Source organism: Methylocystis borbori, assembly GCF_036576025.1.
In the GTDB taxonomy this organism is placed as follows: Bacteria; Pseudomonadota; Alphaproteobacteria; order Rhizobiales; family Beijerinckiaceae; genus Methylocystis; species Methylocystis borbori.
The window spans coordinates 25184-38965 of record NZ_JAZHYN010000006.1 but is presented as its reverse complement, the minus strand read 5'-3'; the positions used below and the strand labels follow the sequence as shown (position 1 = coordinate 38965).

Genomic DNA, 13782 nt, shown 5'->3' with positions numbered 1-13782 from the left:
CGGCGCCTAACCTATTGGTATGATCCGCATTCAATGAAGTCAAATATGCTTCAGTCAACCCATTTAAGTTTTATTACGCCTTCCAAATGGCTCCCGTCGGTGGACGCCAACAAATGTTCAAGCGCCCTGAAAAAAGTCCTTGCCTCGCGCCTATCCAGAAGACCGCGTTCATCCGCTCTTTCGCCCAGCGCCTGTTGGGGAAGTATAAGACTGATAGCGTCGGAAGAGGCGCGCATGGTTGTCGGATAATCGCAAAAGTGAATCGGGTCGTCGTCCTTCCGCTCGGGGTAGGCAAAGAAGGAATAGGATCTGTTTGACTGTACATCAATTTGTTGTTCTTTTTCGGCTACAATCGACTCCCAATTTCGCTCTTTGGCGTAGCGATCGCGCATCTGCACGGTTGCTTTTGAGGCGAGTCGTGGAATATTTATCGTGAAATCATAGTTGCGTTTTTTGAAATCAAATCGTTCCTTGGTTGATCCATAAAAGACTTTTCTGTCGTCAATAAGCCTATTGACGGGAAGAATGAAGTTATGAAAATAGCCAAAAGCAAGACCTACGGAAGGCAATAGAGACAGCGGCGTTTCTTTCCAGCGCTCTTCCAGCACGGCGCGGATTTTGGTGATTTCTTGATGTAAGATTTTCATGTTTTCATTAGATAAAATGGATAAATTATCGATATTCTGCAGTTGGACACGACAAGTTAAGAGGCCTTCAAGGTCGCTTGGGAGTTTGGGGAGGCCGTTTGGTCCGTAAATGATGACCGGGAAAGCGCGTCTGCGACCGATCGTCCCCATAAACATTCCAAGCTCAAAGATGACATTGTCGCGCGGCGAGTCGAGTTGCTTTCCATTGCTTAATGTTACATCGTCGGCGGTGATGACAAAAAGCGCGAAATCGGAAAGCGCCGCCCTCCGCAACAGGGCGTCCAGCAAGACGTCTCCCAACTGCAAAATGCCTTGGTTCCAGACGTCCACCTCGATCGTATGGTTATCTTCCAAGATTTTCGCAATCGCGTGAGTGATAGGCAGGGCTCTTGAAGAGCTTCCGATAAATACGCGAGGGGCAATCTTTTCTTCTTCAGAATTGCTTGAATCAAGTGACATATAATTCTCTCCATGAAATATCGAGAGATAAAAGAAGCGTTTGCGACAGCGCCCACGAGGAAGATATCTTCGCCGAGGCCATGTGACAATCAAAGCATGAGCCGATCCAGAACCTGCGAACAAAACAAATCAATTTATGGCCGAACGCTCTATCCGCCGATTAGCCGCGCCAAGCCAGTCTCCAAATCCTCCTTAAGGTCCGCTGTATCCTCAAGGCCGATCGAGAAACGCAGCGCCGGCCCCTCGGGCGCCCAGCGCGTCGCCGTGCGATAGGTCTCGCAATCAAAAGGCAGGACGAGGCTCTCATAGCCGCCCCATGAGTAGCCGATCCCGAAAAGCTCCAGCCCATCGACGAAGGCCGCGACCGCCTGTTTGGAGAAGGGCTTCAGAATGACCGAAAAGACGCCGGAAGCGCCCGAGAAATCCCGCTTCCACAGCGCGTGACCCGGATGCGTCGCCAGAGCGGGGTGCAGTACGCGCGCGACTTCCGGCCGCCGCTCCAACCATTGCGCGATGTCGAGCGCGGCGCGCTCCTGCTCGCGCAGACGCAGCGTCATGGTGCGCAGGCCCCGCAGGGCGAGCGCAGCGTCATCAGGGCTCGAACCGATCGCGAAGGCGTTGAAGGTCGTCCGCAGCCGTTTCGCCCATGCGGCGTTGGCGGAGACGAGCCCCATCAAAAGGTCGGCGTGCCCCGAGAGATATTTCGTGCCGGCGTCAACAGATAGATCGCAGCCGCGCTCATGCGGCGGGAAAAGCAGAGGCGTCGCCCAGGTATTATCGGCGATGACGCAGGCGCCATGCGCATGGGCGATTTCGGCGATCGCCGGAACGTCCTGAATCTCCATGCTCTGCGAACCGGGCGATTCGACGAGCACGGCGGTGGTCTGAGGCGTCATCAACGCCTCTATGCCGGTGCCGATCAGCGGATCGTAATAATCCACCTTCACTCCGAACCGGGCGAGAAAGCCGTCGCAGAACATGCGCGTCGGCTGATAGGCCGAATCGACGACGAGCGCATGGGCGCCGGCGCGGGTCGCCGTCAGCAGCGCGAGGGCGACCGCCGCGAGTCCGGAAGGAACCAGCACGGTGTCGGCGGCGCCGGCGATTTCGCTCCAGGCGGATTCGAGCGCGCGCGTCGTCGGCGTGCCCTTGGTGCCGTAGGTATAGGGCTGGCGTAGACCTTCCAGATCGGCGACCGTCGGAAACAGCACAGTGGAGCCGCGATAGATCGGCGGATTAATGAAGCCGAAATGATCGAAGGGCGCGCGCCCGGCCTGCGTCACCAGCGTCGCCGGCCTTAATTTTATTCTGGATTTTTTCTTATCTGTCGACATCCCGCCTCCCTGCGCCCCTATATTTGCGCAAGCGTCGCGCGACCGTAGTATATCGCCCGCCGGATGCCGAGCACGCCATGATCCGCTGCAGATTTTTCCTCTCCGTCGCCGCGGCTTTCCTCGGCGGCCTTCTCCTTGCGCCGCCGGCGCGCGCGCAGATCGAGATCGGCCCCACGCTCGCGCAGGTTTTAAAGCGGGAGCAGCTCGTCTGCGGCGTCACTGAATCGCCGGGCTTCGCCCAAAAGGACGGCGCGGGCGTATGGCGCGGCTTCGAGGCCGACTTGTGCCGCGCCGTCGCCAGCGCGGTTCTCGACGATCCATCCAAAGCGCATTTTGTTGCGCTCTTGCCAAAGGAGCGCGTTGGCGCGCTGCAGAACGGCCAGATCGACCTTCTCGTCAGCGCCTCGCCCTGGACGCAGTCTCGCGACGCGGGACAAAAGGTCATCTACGTCGCCGTCGCTTTTTACGATGGGCAGGGCTTTCTCGTCCGCCGCCAGCGCGGCTTCGCCTCGGCGCAGGATCTGGACGGCGCCTCGATCTGCGTCGAGCAGGGCACGCCGAGCGAGTTGGAAGCGGCCGACTTCTTCCGGACGCGCAAGGCGAAATATGAGTTGAAGCTCTTCCCGGCGCTCGAAGACGCGGCCAAGGCCTATGACCAAAACAAATGCGACGCGCTGACCGCCGACGTTTCGACGCTGAACGGGCTGCGCGTCGGCCTTGCGGCGCCCGCCGACCACGTCGTCCTGCCCGATTACCTTACAAAGGCGCCGCGCGGACCGCTCGTGCGCCAAGGCGACGATCACTGGCTCAATATCGTGCGGTGGACCCTCTTCGCGATGCTGGACGCGGAGGAGCTAGACGTCTCGAAAGAGAGCGTCGATGCGGCGCTCAATTCTGAAAATCCGCATATCCGCCGTCTTCTCGGCGTCGACGGCGCGCTGGGCGACGACCTCGGCCTGCCGCACGCCTGGGCCTATCGCATCGTCAAGGAGGTCGGCAATTACGCCGACGTCTTCGAGCGCAATCTGGGGCAGGGCGCGCCCTTCGCCATGGAGCGGCGGCTGAACGCGCTATGGACCAAGGGCGGGCTGATGTACGCGCCGCCGGTCAGATAGGCGCTTCGCCGCGGGTCTTCGCCCACCATTGCGCGAGCGCCTCGCGCTCGGGCGCGACATCCTCGGCGAGCGGCCCGGCGAAGGCGCGCCATTCCTCACGAAAATGCGGCGAGACCGCAGCGATGACGGGAACGCGCGCCGTCATGGCGGCGCGAAAGGCGTCGCAGAGGCCGCCGCGCGCCGCCTCCTGCTTGGAGAATTTGCTGATGACGATGAGGTCCGCGCCGGCCCGCGCCGCGCGCTCGATCGCGGCGCAGGCCATCGCCAGCTCGCTCGTGTCGAGATTGCAGGCGACGGAGCCGGGGCCGAGATCCTGCGAGATCGCATAGAGCGCGCCGCTCGCGACCTCGCGCAGCATGATCCCCGAGCGCGCGCCCGAAGCGTCGACGCCGCGCGTCTGCGTCACGCCAGCGACGCGCAGCCCCTGAGCCCGCAGCTCCTCGGCGAAAGCCAGCATCAGCGCCTGAACATGGGCGCTGTCCTCCCCGGGAAGCGCGGCGATGCGCGTCCATCCGGCCGTCGCGCTCAGAGCTGCGCCGCCCGCTCCCGGAAAAGCCCCGCCTTCGATCGACATGCGTAAAATCCTCGCCTCGCGCCGCGAAAGCGCCTATGGTCACTGTCGCGTCTCGCATCGCCGCCGGCAAGGCGGCGCCTCTTGTTTATCAGAGGATACGGCCGATCTTATAGAGCGTCCGATCAAACGACGTGAACGCAGTGGGCGACAGTCAGAATAAGCCGCCGGCGCCGCGGCGCCCCGCATCTCCCGGGGCGATCGACGCATTTGTGGAAAAGGCGCGCAGCGTCGCCGAGTCCGACGCTCGCGGGCGGCTCGTCTTCGCCCTCGACGCCACAATGAGCCGCCAGCCGACATGGGACATGGCGCAGTCGATCCAGGGCGAAATGTTCCGCGCCACCGCGGCTCAGGGCGGCCTCGACGTGCAGCTCGTCTATTTCCGGGGCTTGAGCGAATGCCGCGCCTCGCGCTTCGTCTCGGGAGGGGAGGGCCTTGCGGCGCTGATGTCGCGCATCTCCTGCCAGGGCGGACGCACGCAAATCGACAAGGTGCTGCGCCATGCGCGCGACGAGGCGCGGGCGAAGCGCGTCGGCGCGCTCGTCTATATCGGCGACGCGATGGAGGAGAATGTCGACGCGCTGACGGCGACGGCGGGAGAACTTGGCCTGCTCGGCGTCAAGGCCTTCATGTTTCAGGAGGGCCAGGACGGCATAACGCAAAGGGCCTATCGCGAAATCGCCCGCCTGACCGGCGGCGCCTATGCCGCTTTCGACGCGAGCGCGCCGCGCCGCCTCGCGGAGTTGCTCGCGGCGGCGGCGGCCTACGCCGTTGGCGGGAGGCTGGAATTGGAGCGGCGCGCGGGACAGGGCGAGGGCGCGGCCCGGCTGCTGCTGTCGCAGATCGGTTGAGGACAAAGGGATGTCCATTCTTTTAGGATTAGCCGCGCTCCTTCTGCTGATCTTCGCGCTCAAGGCGTATACGAAGACGCCGCCCGCGCTGCTCGCCGTCCTTCTCAAACGCGGCGGCGGCTTTCTCACGCTGGCCGTGGGGGCGATCCTTCTGGCGCGCGGACGCCTCGACTTCGGCCTCGCGCTCATGGGCCTGGGACTGTGGTTTTTGGGAGTGACGGGCAGCCCCTTGCGCGGTTTCCGCAACGCCGGCGGCGGCGCGAGCGGCGTCTCGCGGGTGCGCTCGGCGATGATCGAAATGGAGCTCGATCATTCCACCGGCGCGATACGCGGGGTCGTTCTCGCGGGAGAGCATGAGGGGGCGCATCTCGACGCGCTGACGCGGCCGGCGCTGCTCGAACTCTATGGCGTTTGCCGGCGCGACGATCCCGACGGCGCCCGCCTCTTAGAGGCTTATCTGGACCGCCGTTTTTCCGGCTGGCGTTCGACAGGCGATGCGCACGCGAACGCGGGGGGTTTCCGCGCGGGCGAAGGCGGCGGCGCGCGCCGTTCTGGCGCGATTACGGAAGATGAGGCGTACGAGATTCTCGGCCTCAAGCGCGGCGCGGCGGCGGCCGACATCGCGCGGGCCCATCGCGATCTGATGAAGAAACTTCATCCAGATCTTGGCGGGACGACGGACCTGGCGGCTCGGGTAAATGAGGCCAAGGACGTCCTGATGCGGCGCCATCACTGACGCGAATGGATTTGCGGCGTAGTTCTGATCCCAGCTAGCAGACATGGCGGCGCGTTAGTTCCTGGTGGTGAAACAAGAAAATCCGGAGCGTTTGAGCGCTCTGCAGGCGGAGGCGGCGCTCTCTTCCTCGAGGCCGGCGAAACGGGCGCGATAGAGCGTCTCCTTGCCCTTCTGCACCTTCTCGGTGAAAGCCTTGGCGTCCGCCGGCAAGCCTTGAAGCTGGCTGCGCGCGCGGGAAAGAAGCTGGTTCGCCTTGTCGGGGTCCTCGGTCGCGGCGATCTGAATCATCCAGCCGGCGCGAGCGGGGCGTCCCGCCTCCGCCTTGGCCGACTCGAGCTTGGATGGTGGCGGCTTCGCGGCGCGTATGGCCGAAGGCGTCGTCGAGACGGCGGCGACGTCGGCGCCCTTGGACGCGCGGCTGCTCGTCGAGCCGTCGGCGACCGCGAGCGTCGTCGCGCCGCCGTGTCCCTTCGCGGTCGCCCGGGCGCTTTTGCGCTCGGCGTCCTTCGTCTCGTCGAGGACTTTCCGCACCCCAGAGACAAAAGCCGGACGGATGACGGGCTTTTCCGCTCTCTCATGCGCAGGGGCGGGCGCGGCCGACTGAGCGGCGGGTTCGGCGGCTCGGCGCTGGAACTGCGGCGGCGCGATGGGCTCCATGTCTTCCGTCTGCGGGGCGTAAGCGACGCGCTCCTCGCGCACGGGCTCCGGCGGCCATTCCTCCTGCTGCGGCTCTTCGACGACGGCGCGGGCGGTGCGCGCCGCCGCGCCGCCGCGGATATGCTCCTCGATCAGACCGGCCATGATATTATCGCGCGATCCGGCCGTGGCACCGCCCATCACTACGGCGACGATGTGATGGCCGCCGCGACGCACGGAGGTCAGGAGATTGAAGCCCGAGGCGCGGGTATAGCCGGTCTTGATGCCGTCCATGCCTTCGACGCGGTCGAGCAGATGATTGTGATTGCGATGCAGGGCGCCGTTATAGGCGAAGGCGTGCGTGGAGAAATAACGGTAGTAGCGCGGGAAGCGCTCCTGAATGGCGCGGCCGAGGACGGCGAGGTCATAGGCCGTCGTCACCTGCCGCGCGTCGGGCAGGCCGGAGGCGTTTTCGTAATGCGTGTCGCGCATGCCGAGCGCATGGGCCTTGCTGGTCATCATCTGAGCGAAGCGGCGCTCGTCGCCGGCGACGTTCTCGGCGATGGCGCAGGCGATGTCATTGGCCGATTTGGTGACCACCGCCTTGATCGCGTTCTCGACGCTGATCGTCTCGCCCGGACGCAGGCCGAGCTTCGAGGGCGCCTGGGCGGCGGCGTGCTGGGAGATCATCAGCGGCGAATTGAGGCTGAGGCGTCCCTGCTCAAGCTGCTCGAACAGGAGATAGAGCGTCATCACCTTGGTGACGGAGGCGGGATGGCGCAACTCATGTTCATTGCGCGCATAAAGCTCGCGGCCGCTATTGGCGTCGACGACGATGGCGGCGAAGCCGCGATGTTCTCCCACGATCCCGTCGTCGCCCGCCGCCGCCCGCGTCCGGCCGAAGGAATGGCCCGCATCGGACCGATAGGCGCGCTGCTGAACATAGTGGCGATAGGAATAATAGTGACGTTCATGGGACCGCCAGCCGTGGCGGCGCGCCTCGGCCGGAATGGCGGAGATCGCCACGAAAGCCATGATCGCGGCGAAAATGACTGCGAGGGAACGAGGCTGGGCGAGACGGTCCAGCAAGCTCGGTTTCAACATGACGCGCCCTTTTAAAACTTCACGCTCGCCCGCATCCCGGCGCCGCGGAGCGGACTGGCGTCGCCGAGACGTGACAAGTTTCGAGATTAAAAGGGGCCAGTTACCCGGGGGTTAAGCACGGCAGGTTTTTTTATGGGAATTTTGCGTCGCAACATTTCGATTGACTTTATATTGTGCATTGCATATAAATCAGACGTTGATAGAGGGGCGCCGCGTCGCGAACGGCGGCATGTATGCGCCAAAGACACGAGGACGATCCAATGGTCGCGACTTTTGACAACGTTCAGCAGCTTGGCAAAGAGCAGTTCGAAGCCGTATCCGCCGCCGCCGCCGCGGTGACGAAGGGCTGGCAGAGCATCGCCGCCGAGACCACCGATTACTCCAAGAAATCCTTCGAGAAGAGCCGCGCGCTTGCCGAAAAGCTGATTGCGGTGAAGAAGATCGACGAAGCCTTCCAGCTCCAGTCGGATTTCGCCAAGAGCGCCTATGAGGACTTCATGGCGGAAGCGACGAAGCTCGGCGAACTTTACACCTCCCTCGCCAAGGAAGCGTTCAAGCCGATCGAGACGGCCACGAAGGCCTATACGAATCCCGCCGAGTAAATTCGGCGCGCCGTATTGGCGCCGCATTCGTCAATAACCCTTTAGACTGACCGCCTCAGCCCGGGGTGCGCTTTTGAGCCGCCGCCGGGTTAGGCGTTTCAGGTCAGAGGAGAATCATGGTCGAACAAAAACGGACGCCGTCCTCCAAGCGTAACGGCATCAACGCTTTTGGCGCAGCCTTTATCTTCGGCGCAGCCCTCTGGTCGACGCCGACGCTCGCCCAGGACCTTCGCGTCGGCTGTTCGCTCGTCCAGCAATATGACGGCGCGCAGGTGAAACTGCTCCTTGAGCAGGCGCGCCCAATGCTCGCCCAAGGCGAAGCCGACGCCCTGCACGCCAAATATATTGGCCTGCGGAGCGATTGCGGGGCCAACCATAACGCCTCGCGGCTCATTCGCCTTTCGCCGGCGATGCAGCGCCTGCTCGACGAATATGGCGTCAATCTCGGCAGGTTCGCCGTCGCGGCGCATTAGAACCGAAAAAAATTGACAGACTTTTTCAGTCCGAACGCGCTCTGATTTAGTTGGCGCGCTCCCGCCGAACCGGCCCGCCGGCTCGGCGTCCTTCTCATCAGATGGGGATGGCTGCGTTCTCATGGTTTCAGCGCGCGCGGCGAAGCGATAGAATTCGCTTCGATTCCTCCGCCCGATCGAGGCCGAGCCCATGCCTGCCGCCGACGCCGGCTTCGTCCATCTTCACGTCCATACCGCCTATTCGCTGCGCGAAGGGGCGCTGACGCTTACCAAGCTCATCGATCTTGCGGTCCGCGACGCGCAGCCGGCGCTCGCCGTCACCGACACCAATAATCTCTTCGCCGCCCTGGAATTCTCCGAAAAGGCCGCCAAGGCGGGCGTGCAGCCCATCGCCGGCGCGCAGCTTCGCGTCGATTTCGCGGACGGCAGGAGCGCCGCCGTCTCCGGCCTCGACGACCGCTTCGCCAATCTCGTGCTGCTCGCGAAGACCGAAGAGGGCTATCGCAATCTGATGCGGCTCGCCTCGCGCGCCTATCTCGAGGCCGGGCAGGGAGACGAGCCGCATGTAACGCTCGATATGCTCGCCGCCGACGCTCGCGACCTTATCGCGCTCACCGGCGGCCCGGATGGAGCGCTCGACCGCGCCTTCGCGCTCGGGCGGCCGGAGCAGGCGCGCGGGAGACTGGCGACGCTGGAGCGATTTTTCGACGACAGGCTCTATATCGAGGTCCAGCGCCACAAGCTGCCGCAGGAGCGCGAGATCGAGCCGCAATTGCTGGACCTCGCCTATCGGCGCGGCCTGCCGCTCGTCGCGACCAACGAAGCCTATTTCGCTCAGCCCGCCGATTTCGAGGCGCATGACGCGCTGCTCTGCATCGCGGAAGGCACGGTGACGAGCGCGGCCGAGAGGCGCCGCCTTTCGCCCGAGCATTATTTCAAGACGAGCGCGGAAATGCGCGCGCTCTTTTCCGACCTCGAAGAGGCGACGGCCAATACGCTCGAAATCGCTCGCCGGACGAGCTTTCGGCCACAGACCCGCAAGCCCATCATGCCGCGCTTCATCCAGGAGGCGGCGGAGGGCCGCCCGCTCGACGAGGTCGAGGCGGAGGAGCTGCGCCGCCAGGCGACGCTGGGGCTCGAAGAACGGCTCGCCGCCCATGGAGCGGCGGAAGGCCATACGCGCGAAGAATATGCGGCGCGGCTCGAATTCGAGCTTTCCGTGATCGAGAAGATGCGCTTTCCGGGCTACTTCCTCATCGTCTCGGACTTCATCAAATTCGCGAAATCCCAAGGCATTCCGGTCGGGCCGGGGCGCGGCTCCGGCGCGGGTTCGCTCGTCGCCTACTCCCTCACGATCACCGATCTCGACCCCATCCGCTTCGGGCTTTTCTTCGAGCGTTTTCTCAATCCGGAACGCACCTCCATGCCGGATTTCGACGTGGATTTCTGCCAGTCCCGGCGAGGAGAAGTGATCGACTATGTCCGCGAACGCTATGGCGCCGACCGCGTCGCGCAGATCATCACCTTCGGCTCCTTTTTGGCGCGCGGGGTGCTGCGTAGCGTCGGCCGGGTGCTGGAAATGCCGCTGGGCCAGGTGGACAAGCTCGCCAAGCTCGTCCCCCAGAACCCGGCGAAGCCGGTAACGCTCGCCGAGGCGCTGGCGGGCGAGCAGAAATTGCGCGAAGCCGTCGAGGAGGATGAGCGCGTAGGGCGTCTCTTTAAGATCGCCGGCTCGCTCGAAGGGCTTTATTCAAACGCCTCGACCCACGCCGCCGGCGTCGTCATTAGCGACCGTCCGCTCCATGAGGTCACGCCGCTCTATCGCGACCCGAAGTCCGACATGCCCGCGACCCAGTTCAATATGAAATGGGTGGAGCCTGCGGGTCTCGTCAAATTCGACTTCCTCGGCCTCAAGACGCTGACGGTCATCTCGACTTGCGTCTCGCTGCTCGAAAAGCGCGGGATTTCGCTCAATCCCACCGCCATCCCGCTCGACGACGAGCCGACTTTCGAGCTCCTGCGGCGCGGCGAGACGGTCGGCCTGTTCCAGGTGGAAAGCGCGGGCATGAAGAAGGCGCTGGTCGATATGCGCCCCGACCGCTTCGAGGACCTCATCGCCCTTGTCGCGCTCTATCGGCCGGGCCCCATGGCGAATATCCCGACCTATTGCGCGCGCAAGCTCGGCGACGAGCCGATCGAATATGATCATCCGGAGCTCGAACCCATCCTGAAGGAGACCTTCGGCGTCATCACCTATCAGGAGCAGGTGCAGCAGATCGCCAAGGATCTCGCGGGCTACAGCCTGGGGCAGGCGGATATTCTGCGCCGCGCCATGGGCAAGAAGATCAAGGCGGAGATGGACGCCCAGCGCGAGCGCTTCGTCTCCGGCGCGACGGAACATGGCATTCCGAAATCCACCGCCGACGCGATTTTCCACGCCTGCGCCAAATTCGCCGAATATGGCTTCAATAAATCCCACTCGGCGCCCTACGCTTTCATCACTTATCAAACGGCCTATCTGAAAGCCCATTATCCGGCCGAGTTCCTCGCCGCCTCCATGACCTTCGACAAGAGCCAGACCGACAAGCTCGCGGAATTCCGCGACGAGGCGCGGCGCATGGGGATCGCGGTGGAGCCTCCCTCGATCCGCCATTCCGGCGTCGATTTCGACGTCTCGGTCGGCGCCGATGGCCGGCTTGCCATCCGCTATGCGCTCTCGGCCATCAAGGGCGTGGGCGAGGGGCAGGCCGAATCGATCGTGCGGGCGCGGGGAGACCGGCCCTTCGAGAGCCTTTCGGATTTCGCGCGGCGGCTCAATCCGCGCGAGGCGAATAAGAAGACGCTCGAAAATCTCGCCGCCTGCGGCGCCTTTGACGAAATCGAGCCCAATCGCGCCCGCGTCTTCGCGGCGATCGAGCCGATCCTCGCCGCCGCCAACCGCCATATGGAGGACCGCAAGGCCGGCCAGAACGGGCTCTTCGGGGAAGCCGGGGCCGACGATCTCGCCGTGCCGAAGACGCGGCCCTGGCCGGCGGCCGAGCTGCTGCGCCGGGAATATGAGGCGGCGGGTTTCTTTCTCTCCGGCCATCCGCTCGACGCCTACGCCGGGCTGCTGCCGAAGCTCCGAGTGTCGCGCTGGGCCGAATTTTCAGCCTCCGTGAAACGCGGCGCGACCGCCGGTCGGCTCGCCGCCGTGGTGCTCGACCGCTCCGAGAAACGGACCAAGTCGGGCTCGAAAATGGGCATCGTCCAGCTCTCCGACGTGAGCGGGCAATATGAGGCCATCCTCTTTCAGGAGGGGCTCTCCCAATATCGCGACCTGCTGGAGAAGGGCGCTGCCGTGCTCGTCACCTTGTCGGCGGCGGTCGAGGGCGAGGACGTTCGCGCCCGCATCGCCACGGTCGAGTCGCTCGCCAGTGCGGCGGCGCGAGCGCAGAAAGGGCTGCGCGTCGTCGTCGGCGACGACGGACCGCTTGACGGGATCAAGAAGCGCCTCGCCGGCAAGGGCGAGGGGGAAGTATCGATCCTGCTGAAGCGCGACGCGGGCGCGGAGGAAATCGAAATCCGGCTTCCGGGAGGCTATCCTGTGACGCCCGAGGTCGCCGGCGCGCTACGGGAAATCCCCGGCGTGCTGGAGGTCGAATATCTATGAGCGATCCTAAACTTAAACAAGAACATTAAGTTGTAAATTACTGATATACAATTAAATAAACTCAACAATTTAATATTGGTAATGCCAGCTCACGTTCTGAGTGAAGGCGAGACGAAAGCCAGTCGTGAAGTCGGCGACTGTCCAAAACCCAGAGTCCTGGTCGAGCCTCTTTCATAAAGCAGAGAGGGAACAAAACGCGCCCTTCAATAGTTAATAAACGTTAACGTCCATCGCGATCTCTTCACTCGCCGGAGGGCATCATGGACCAGACGCTTCTCGACACGGCTCGCATCATTGGCGCCCCTAATGCGCAATTCCTCGTCCTGCTCCTGATCGGCGGCCTCATCGGCTGGTGCATCGTGAGAATCTCGCATCTCGGCTCTGTCGGCGCGCTCGCGCTGGCGGGAGTCACGGGAGCGTGGCTCGCCGCCGAGTTCGGCTTTCGCCTCGGGCTCGCCGATCGCTGCGCGGGCGCGCTGTTCGTCGCCGGCGCGGTCGGGGCGGCGCTTTGCTGCATGGGCTGGCGCGCCATTCATCCGGATCATGACATTGCGGTCGGGCGCGGCGGCGCTTAGGTTAAAGGCGAGGAGGCCCGCCGCCTTTGACCGTTCTCGATCTTCTGCATGACGACCCGCGCAAGAAGACAGGCGCGGCTCTGCGTCATCCCGAAAAGGCCGGCCGCCCCGACGCGCCAATCTTGCGCAAGCCCCCCTGGATTCGCGTCAAGGCGCCGGGCTCCAAAGCCTGGACCGAAACCAGCGGCCTCTTAAAAGGGGCGGGGCTGGCCACCGTCTGCCAGGAGGCGGCCTGTCCCAATATCGGCGAGTGCTGGGAGAAGAAACACGCCACCTTCATGATCATGGGCGAGGTCTGCACCCGCGCCTGCGCTTTCTGCAATGTTGCGACGGGCCTGCCAGCCCCGCTCGATCCGACCGAGCCCGAGCGGGTGGCGGAGGCGACGCGCGCTCTCGGCCTTACCCATGTGGTCGTGACCTCCGTCGACCGCGACGACCTTGACGATGGCGGCGCCGATCATTTCGCCCGGACCATCTCCGCGATCCGCGCGGCTTGTCCCGGGACGACGATCGAGGTTCTCACCCCCGACTTTTTGCGGAAGGCGGGCGCGCTGGAACGGGTTATCGAGGCCGGCCCCGACGTCTTCAACCATAATCTCGAGACCGTCCCGTCGCTCTATGTGTCGGTGCGGCCGGGCGCGCGCTATTTCCACTCGCTGCGCCTGCTCCAGCGCGCCAAGGAGCTGAACCCTGCGACCTTCACCAAATCGGGGATCATGGTGGGGCTTGGCGAGAGCCGCATCGAAGTGATGCAGGTCATGGACGACATGCGCTCGGCGGAGGTGGATTTCATCACCATCGGCCAATATCTGCAGCCCTCGCGCAAGCACCACCCGATCGCGGGCTTCGTGACGCCCGAGGAATTCGAATCCTATAAGACGCTCGCCTACGCCAAGGGCTTTTCCTATGTGGCGTCTTCGCCGCTCACCCGTTCCTCGCATCACGCGGGGGAGGATTTCGCGAAATTACGCGAGGCCCGTTCTCGGCAGGCGTTGGCGAACGCGGGTGGGAGATAAGGCCCGGCTCT

General features: G+C 63.7%; 12 protein-coding genes. 8 read left to right on the top strand and 4 right to left on the bottom strand.

All coding sequences use genetic code 11. The features are described 5' to 3' along the window. Positions 1 to 50: 50 nt before the first annotated feature. Positions 51 to 1106, bottom strand: a complete 1056-nt coding sequence (locus V3H18_RS03275; protein ID WP_332080462.1) for a TIR domain-containing protein — start codon at positions 1104 to 1106, stop codon at positions 51 to 53. Positions 1107 to 1255: 149 nt separating this feature from the next. Then, positions 1256 to 2440, bottom strand: coding sequence for a cystathionine beta-lyase (metC, locus tag V3H18_RS03270; RefSeq protein ID WP_332080461.1), 1185 nt, complete (start codon positions 2438 to 2440; stop codon positions 1256 to 1258). Between the two features lie 77 nt (positions 2441 to 2517). Here metC and V3H18_RS03265 point away from each other — a divergent pair, with 77 nt between their 5' ends. Continuing rightward, complete coding sequence (locus tag V3H18_RS03265) at positions 2518 to 3555, top strand: amino acid ABC transporter substrate-binding protein (RefSeq protein WP_332080460.1); 1038 nt, start codon at positions 2518 to 2520, stop codon at positions 3553 to 3555. On the opposite strand, the gene V3H18_RS03260 is transcribed toward V3H18_RS03265, so the two are convergent. Beyond that, positions 3548 to 4129 carry a DUF2478 domain-containing protein gene (locus V3H18_RS03260; RefSeq protein ID WP_332080458.1) on the bottom strand — a complete coding sequence of 194 codons (582 nt, stop codon included), beginning with the start codon at positions 4127 to 4129 and terminating at the stop codon, positions 3548 to 3550. The genes V3H18_RS03265 and V3H18_RS03260 overlap by 8 nt on opposite strands. Positions 4130 to 4269: 140 nt before the next feature. On the opposite strand from V3H18_RS03260, the gene V3H18_RS03255 reads away from it, so the two are divergent. Together V3H18_RS03255 and V3H18_RS03250 are read left to right on the top strand one after the other, a co-directional pair. Further along, entirely contained in the window at positions 4270 to 4977 is a 708-nt protein-coding gene (locus tag V3H18_RS03255; RefSeq protein WP_332080539.1) for a VWA domain-containing protein, read from the top strand. 10 nt (positions 4978 to 4987) lie between these two features. Continuing rightward, entirely contained in the window at positions 4988 to 5713 is a 726-nt protein-coding gene (locus tag V3H18_RS03250; RefSeq protein WP_332080456.1) for a DnaJ domain-containing protein, read from the top strand. A gap of 54 nt (positions 5714 to 5767) precedes the next feature. Here V3H18_RS03250 and V3H18_RS03245 read toward each other — a convergent pair whose 3' ends face one another. Then, a complete protein-coding gene (locus tag V3H18_RS03245) occupies positions 5768 to 7453 on the bottom strand; it encodes a serine hydrolase (protein WP_332080455.1) in 1686 nt (561 codons plus the stop codon). Positions 7454 to 7713: 260 nt separating this feature from the next. On the opposite strand from V3H18_RS03245, the gene V3H18_RS03240 reads away from it, so the two are divergent. From V3H18_RS03240 to lipA, 5 genes are all read left to right on the top strand, one after another. Next, positions 7714 to 8055, top strand: a complete 342-nt coding sequence (locus V3H18_RS03240) for a phasin family protein (protein WP_332080454.1) — start codon at positions 7714 to 7716, stop codon at positions 8053 to 8055. Between the two features lie 116 nt (positions 8056 to 8171). Further along, positions 8172 to 8528 carry a hypothetical protein gene (locus V3H18_RS03235; protein WP_332080453.1) on the top strand — a complete coding sequence of 119 codons (357 nt, stop codon included), beginning with the start codon at positions 8172 to 8174 and terminating at the stop codon, positions 8526 to 8528. A 190-nt stretch (positions 8529 to 8718) separates the two neighbouring features. After that, positions 8719 to 12180, top strand: coding sequence for a DNA polymerase III subunit alpha (gene dnaE, locus V3H18_RS03230; protein WP_332080452.1), 3462 nt, complete (start codon positions 8719 to 8721; stop codon positions 12178 to 12180). A 260-nt stretch (positions 12181 to 12440) separates the two neighbouring features. Beyond that, entirely contained in the window at positions 12441 to 12755 is a 315-nt protein-coding gene (locus V3H18_RS03225) for a hypothetical protein (RefSeq protein WP_332080451.1), read from the top strand. Positions 12756 to 12781: 26 nt separating this feature from the next. Then, entirely contained in the window at positions 12782 to 13771 is a 990-nt protein-coding gene (lipA, locus tag V3H18_RS03220; protein WP_332080450.1) for a lipoyl synthase, read from the top strand. Positions 13772 to 13782: the final 11 nt, after the last annotated feature.

Bases quoted from the DNA above. Each gene is read 5' to 3' on its own strand.
- V3H18_RS03275 (WP_332080462.1), bottom strand. From the start codon at position 1,106: ATGTCACTTGATTCAAGCAATTCTGAAGAAGAAAAGATTGCCCCTCGC.
- metC (WP_332080461.1), bottom strand. From the start codon at position 2,440: ATGTCGACAGATAAGAAAAAATCCAGAATAAAATTAAGGCCGGCGACG.
- V3H18_RS03265 (WP_332080460.1), top strand. From the start codon at position 2,518: ATGATCCGCTGCAGATTTTTCCTCTCCGTCGCCGCGGCTTTCCTCGGC.
- V3H18_RS03260 (WP_332080458.1), bottom strand. From the start codon at position 4,129: ATGTCGATCGAAGGCGGGGCTTTTCCGGGAGCGGGCGGCGCAGCTCTG.
- V3H18_RS03250 (WP_332080456.1), top strand. From the start codon at position 4,988: ATGTCCATTCTTTTAGGATTAGCCGCGCTCCTTCTGCTGATCTTCGCG.
- V3H18_RS03245 (WP_332080455.1), bottom strand. From the start codon at position 7,453: ATGTTGAAACCGAGCTTGCTGGACCGTCTCGCCCAGCCTCGTTCCCTC.
- V3H18_RS03240 (WP_332080454.1), top strand. From the start codon at position 7,714: ATGGTCGCGACTTTTGACAACGTTCAGCAGCTTGGCAAAGAGCAGTTC.
- V3H18_RS03235 (WP_332080453.1), top strand. From the start codon at position 8,172: ATGGTCGAACAAAAACGGACGCCGTCCTCCAAGCGTAACGGCATCAAC.
- dnaE (WP_332080452.1), top strand. From the start codon at position 8,719: ATGCCTGCCGCCGACGCCGGCTTCGTCCATCTTCACGTCCATACCGCC.
- V3H18_RS03225 (WP_332080451.1), top strand. From the start codon at position 12,441: ATGGACCAGACGCTTCTCGACACGGCTCGCATCATTGGCGCCCCTAAT.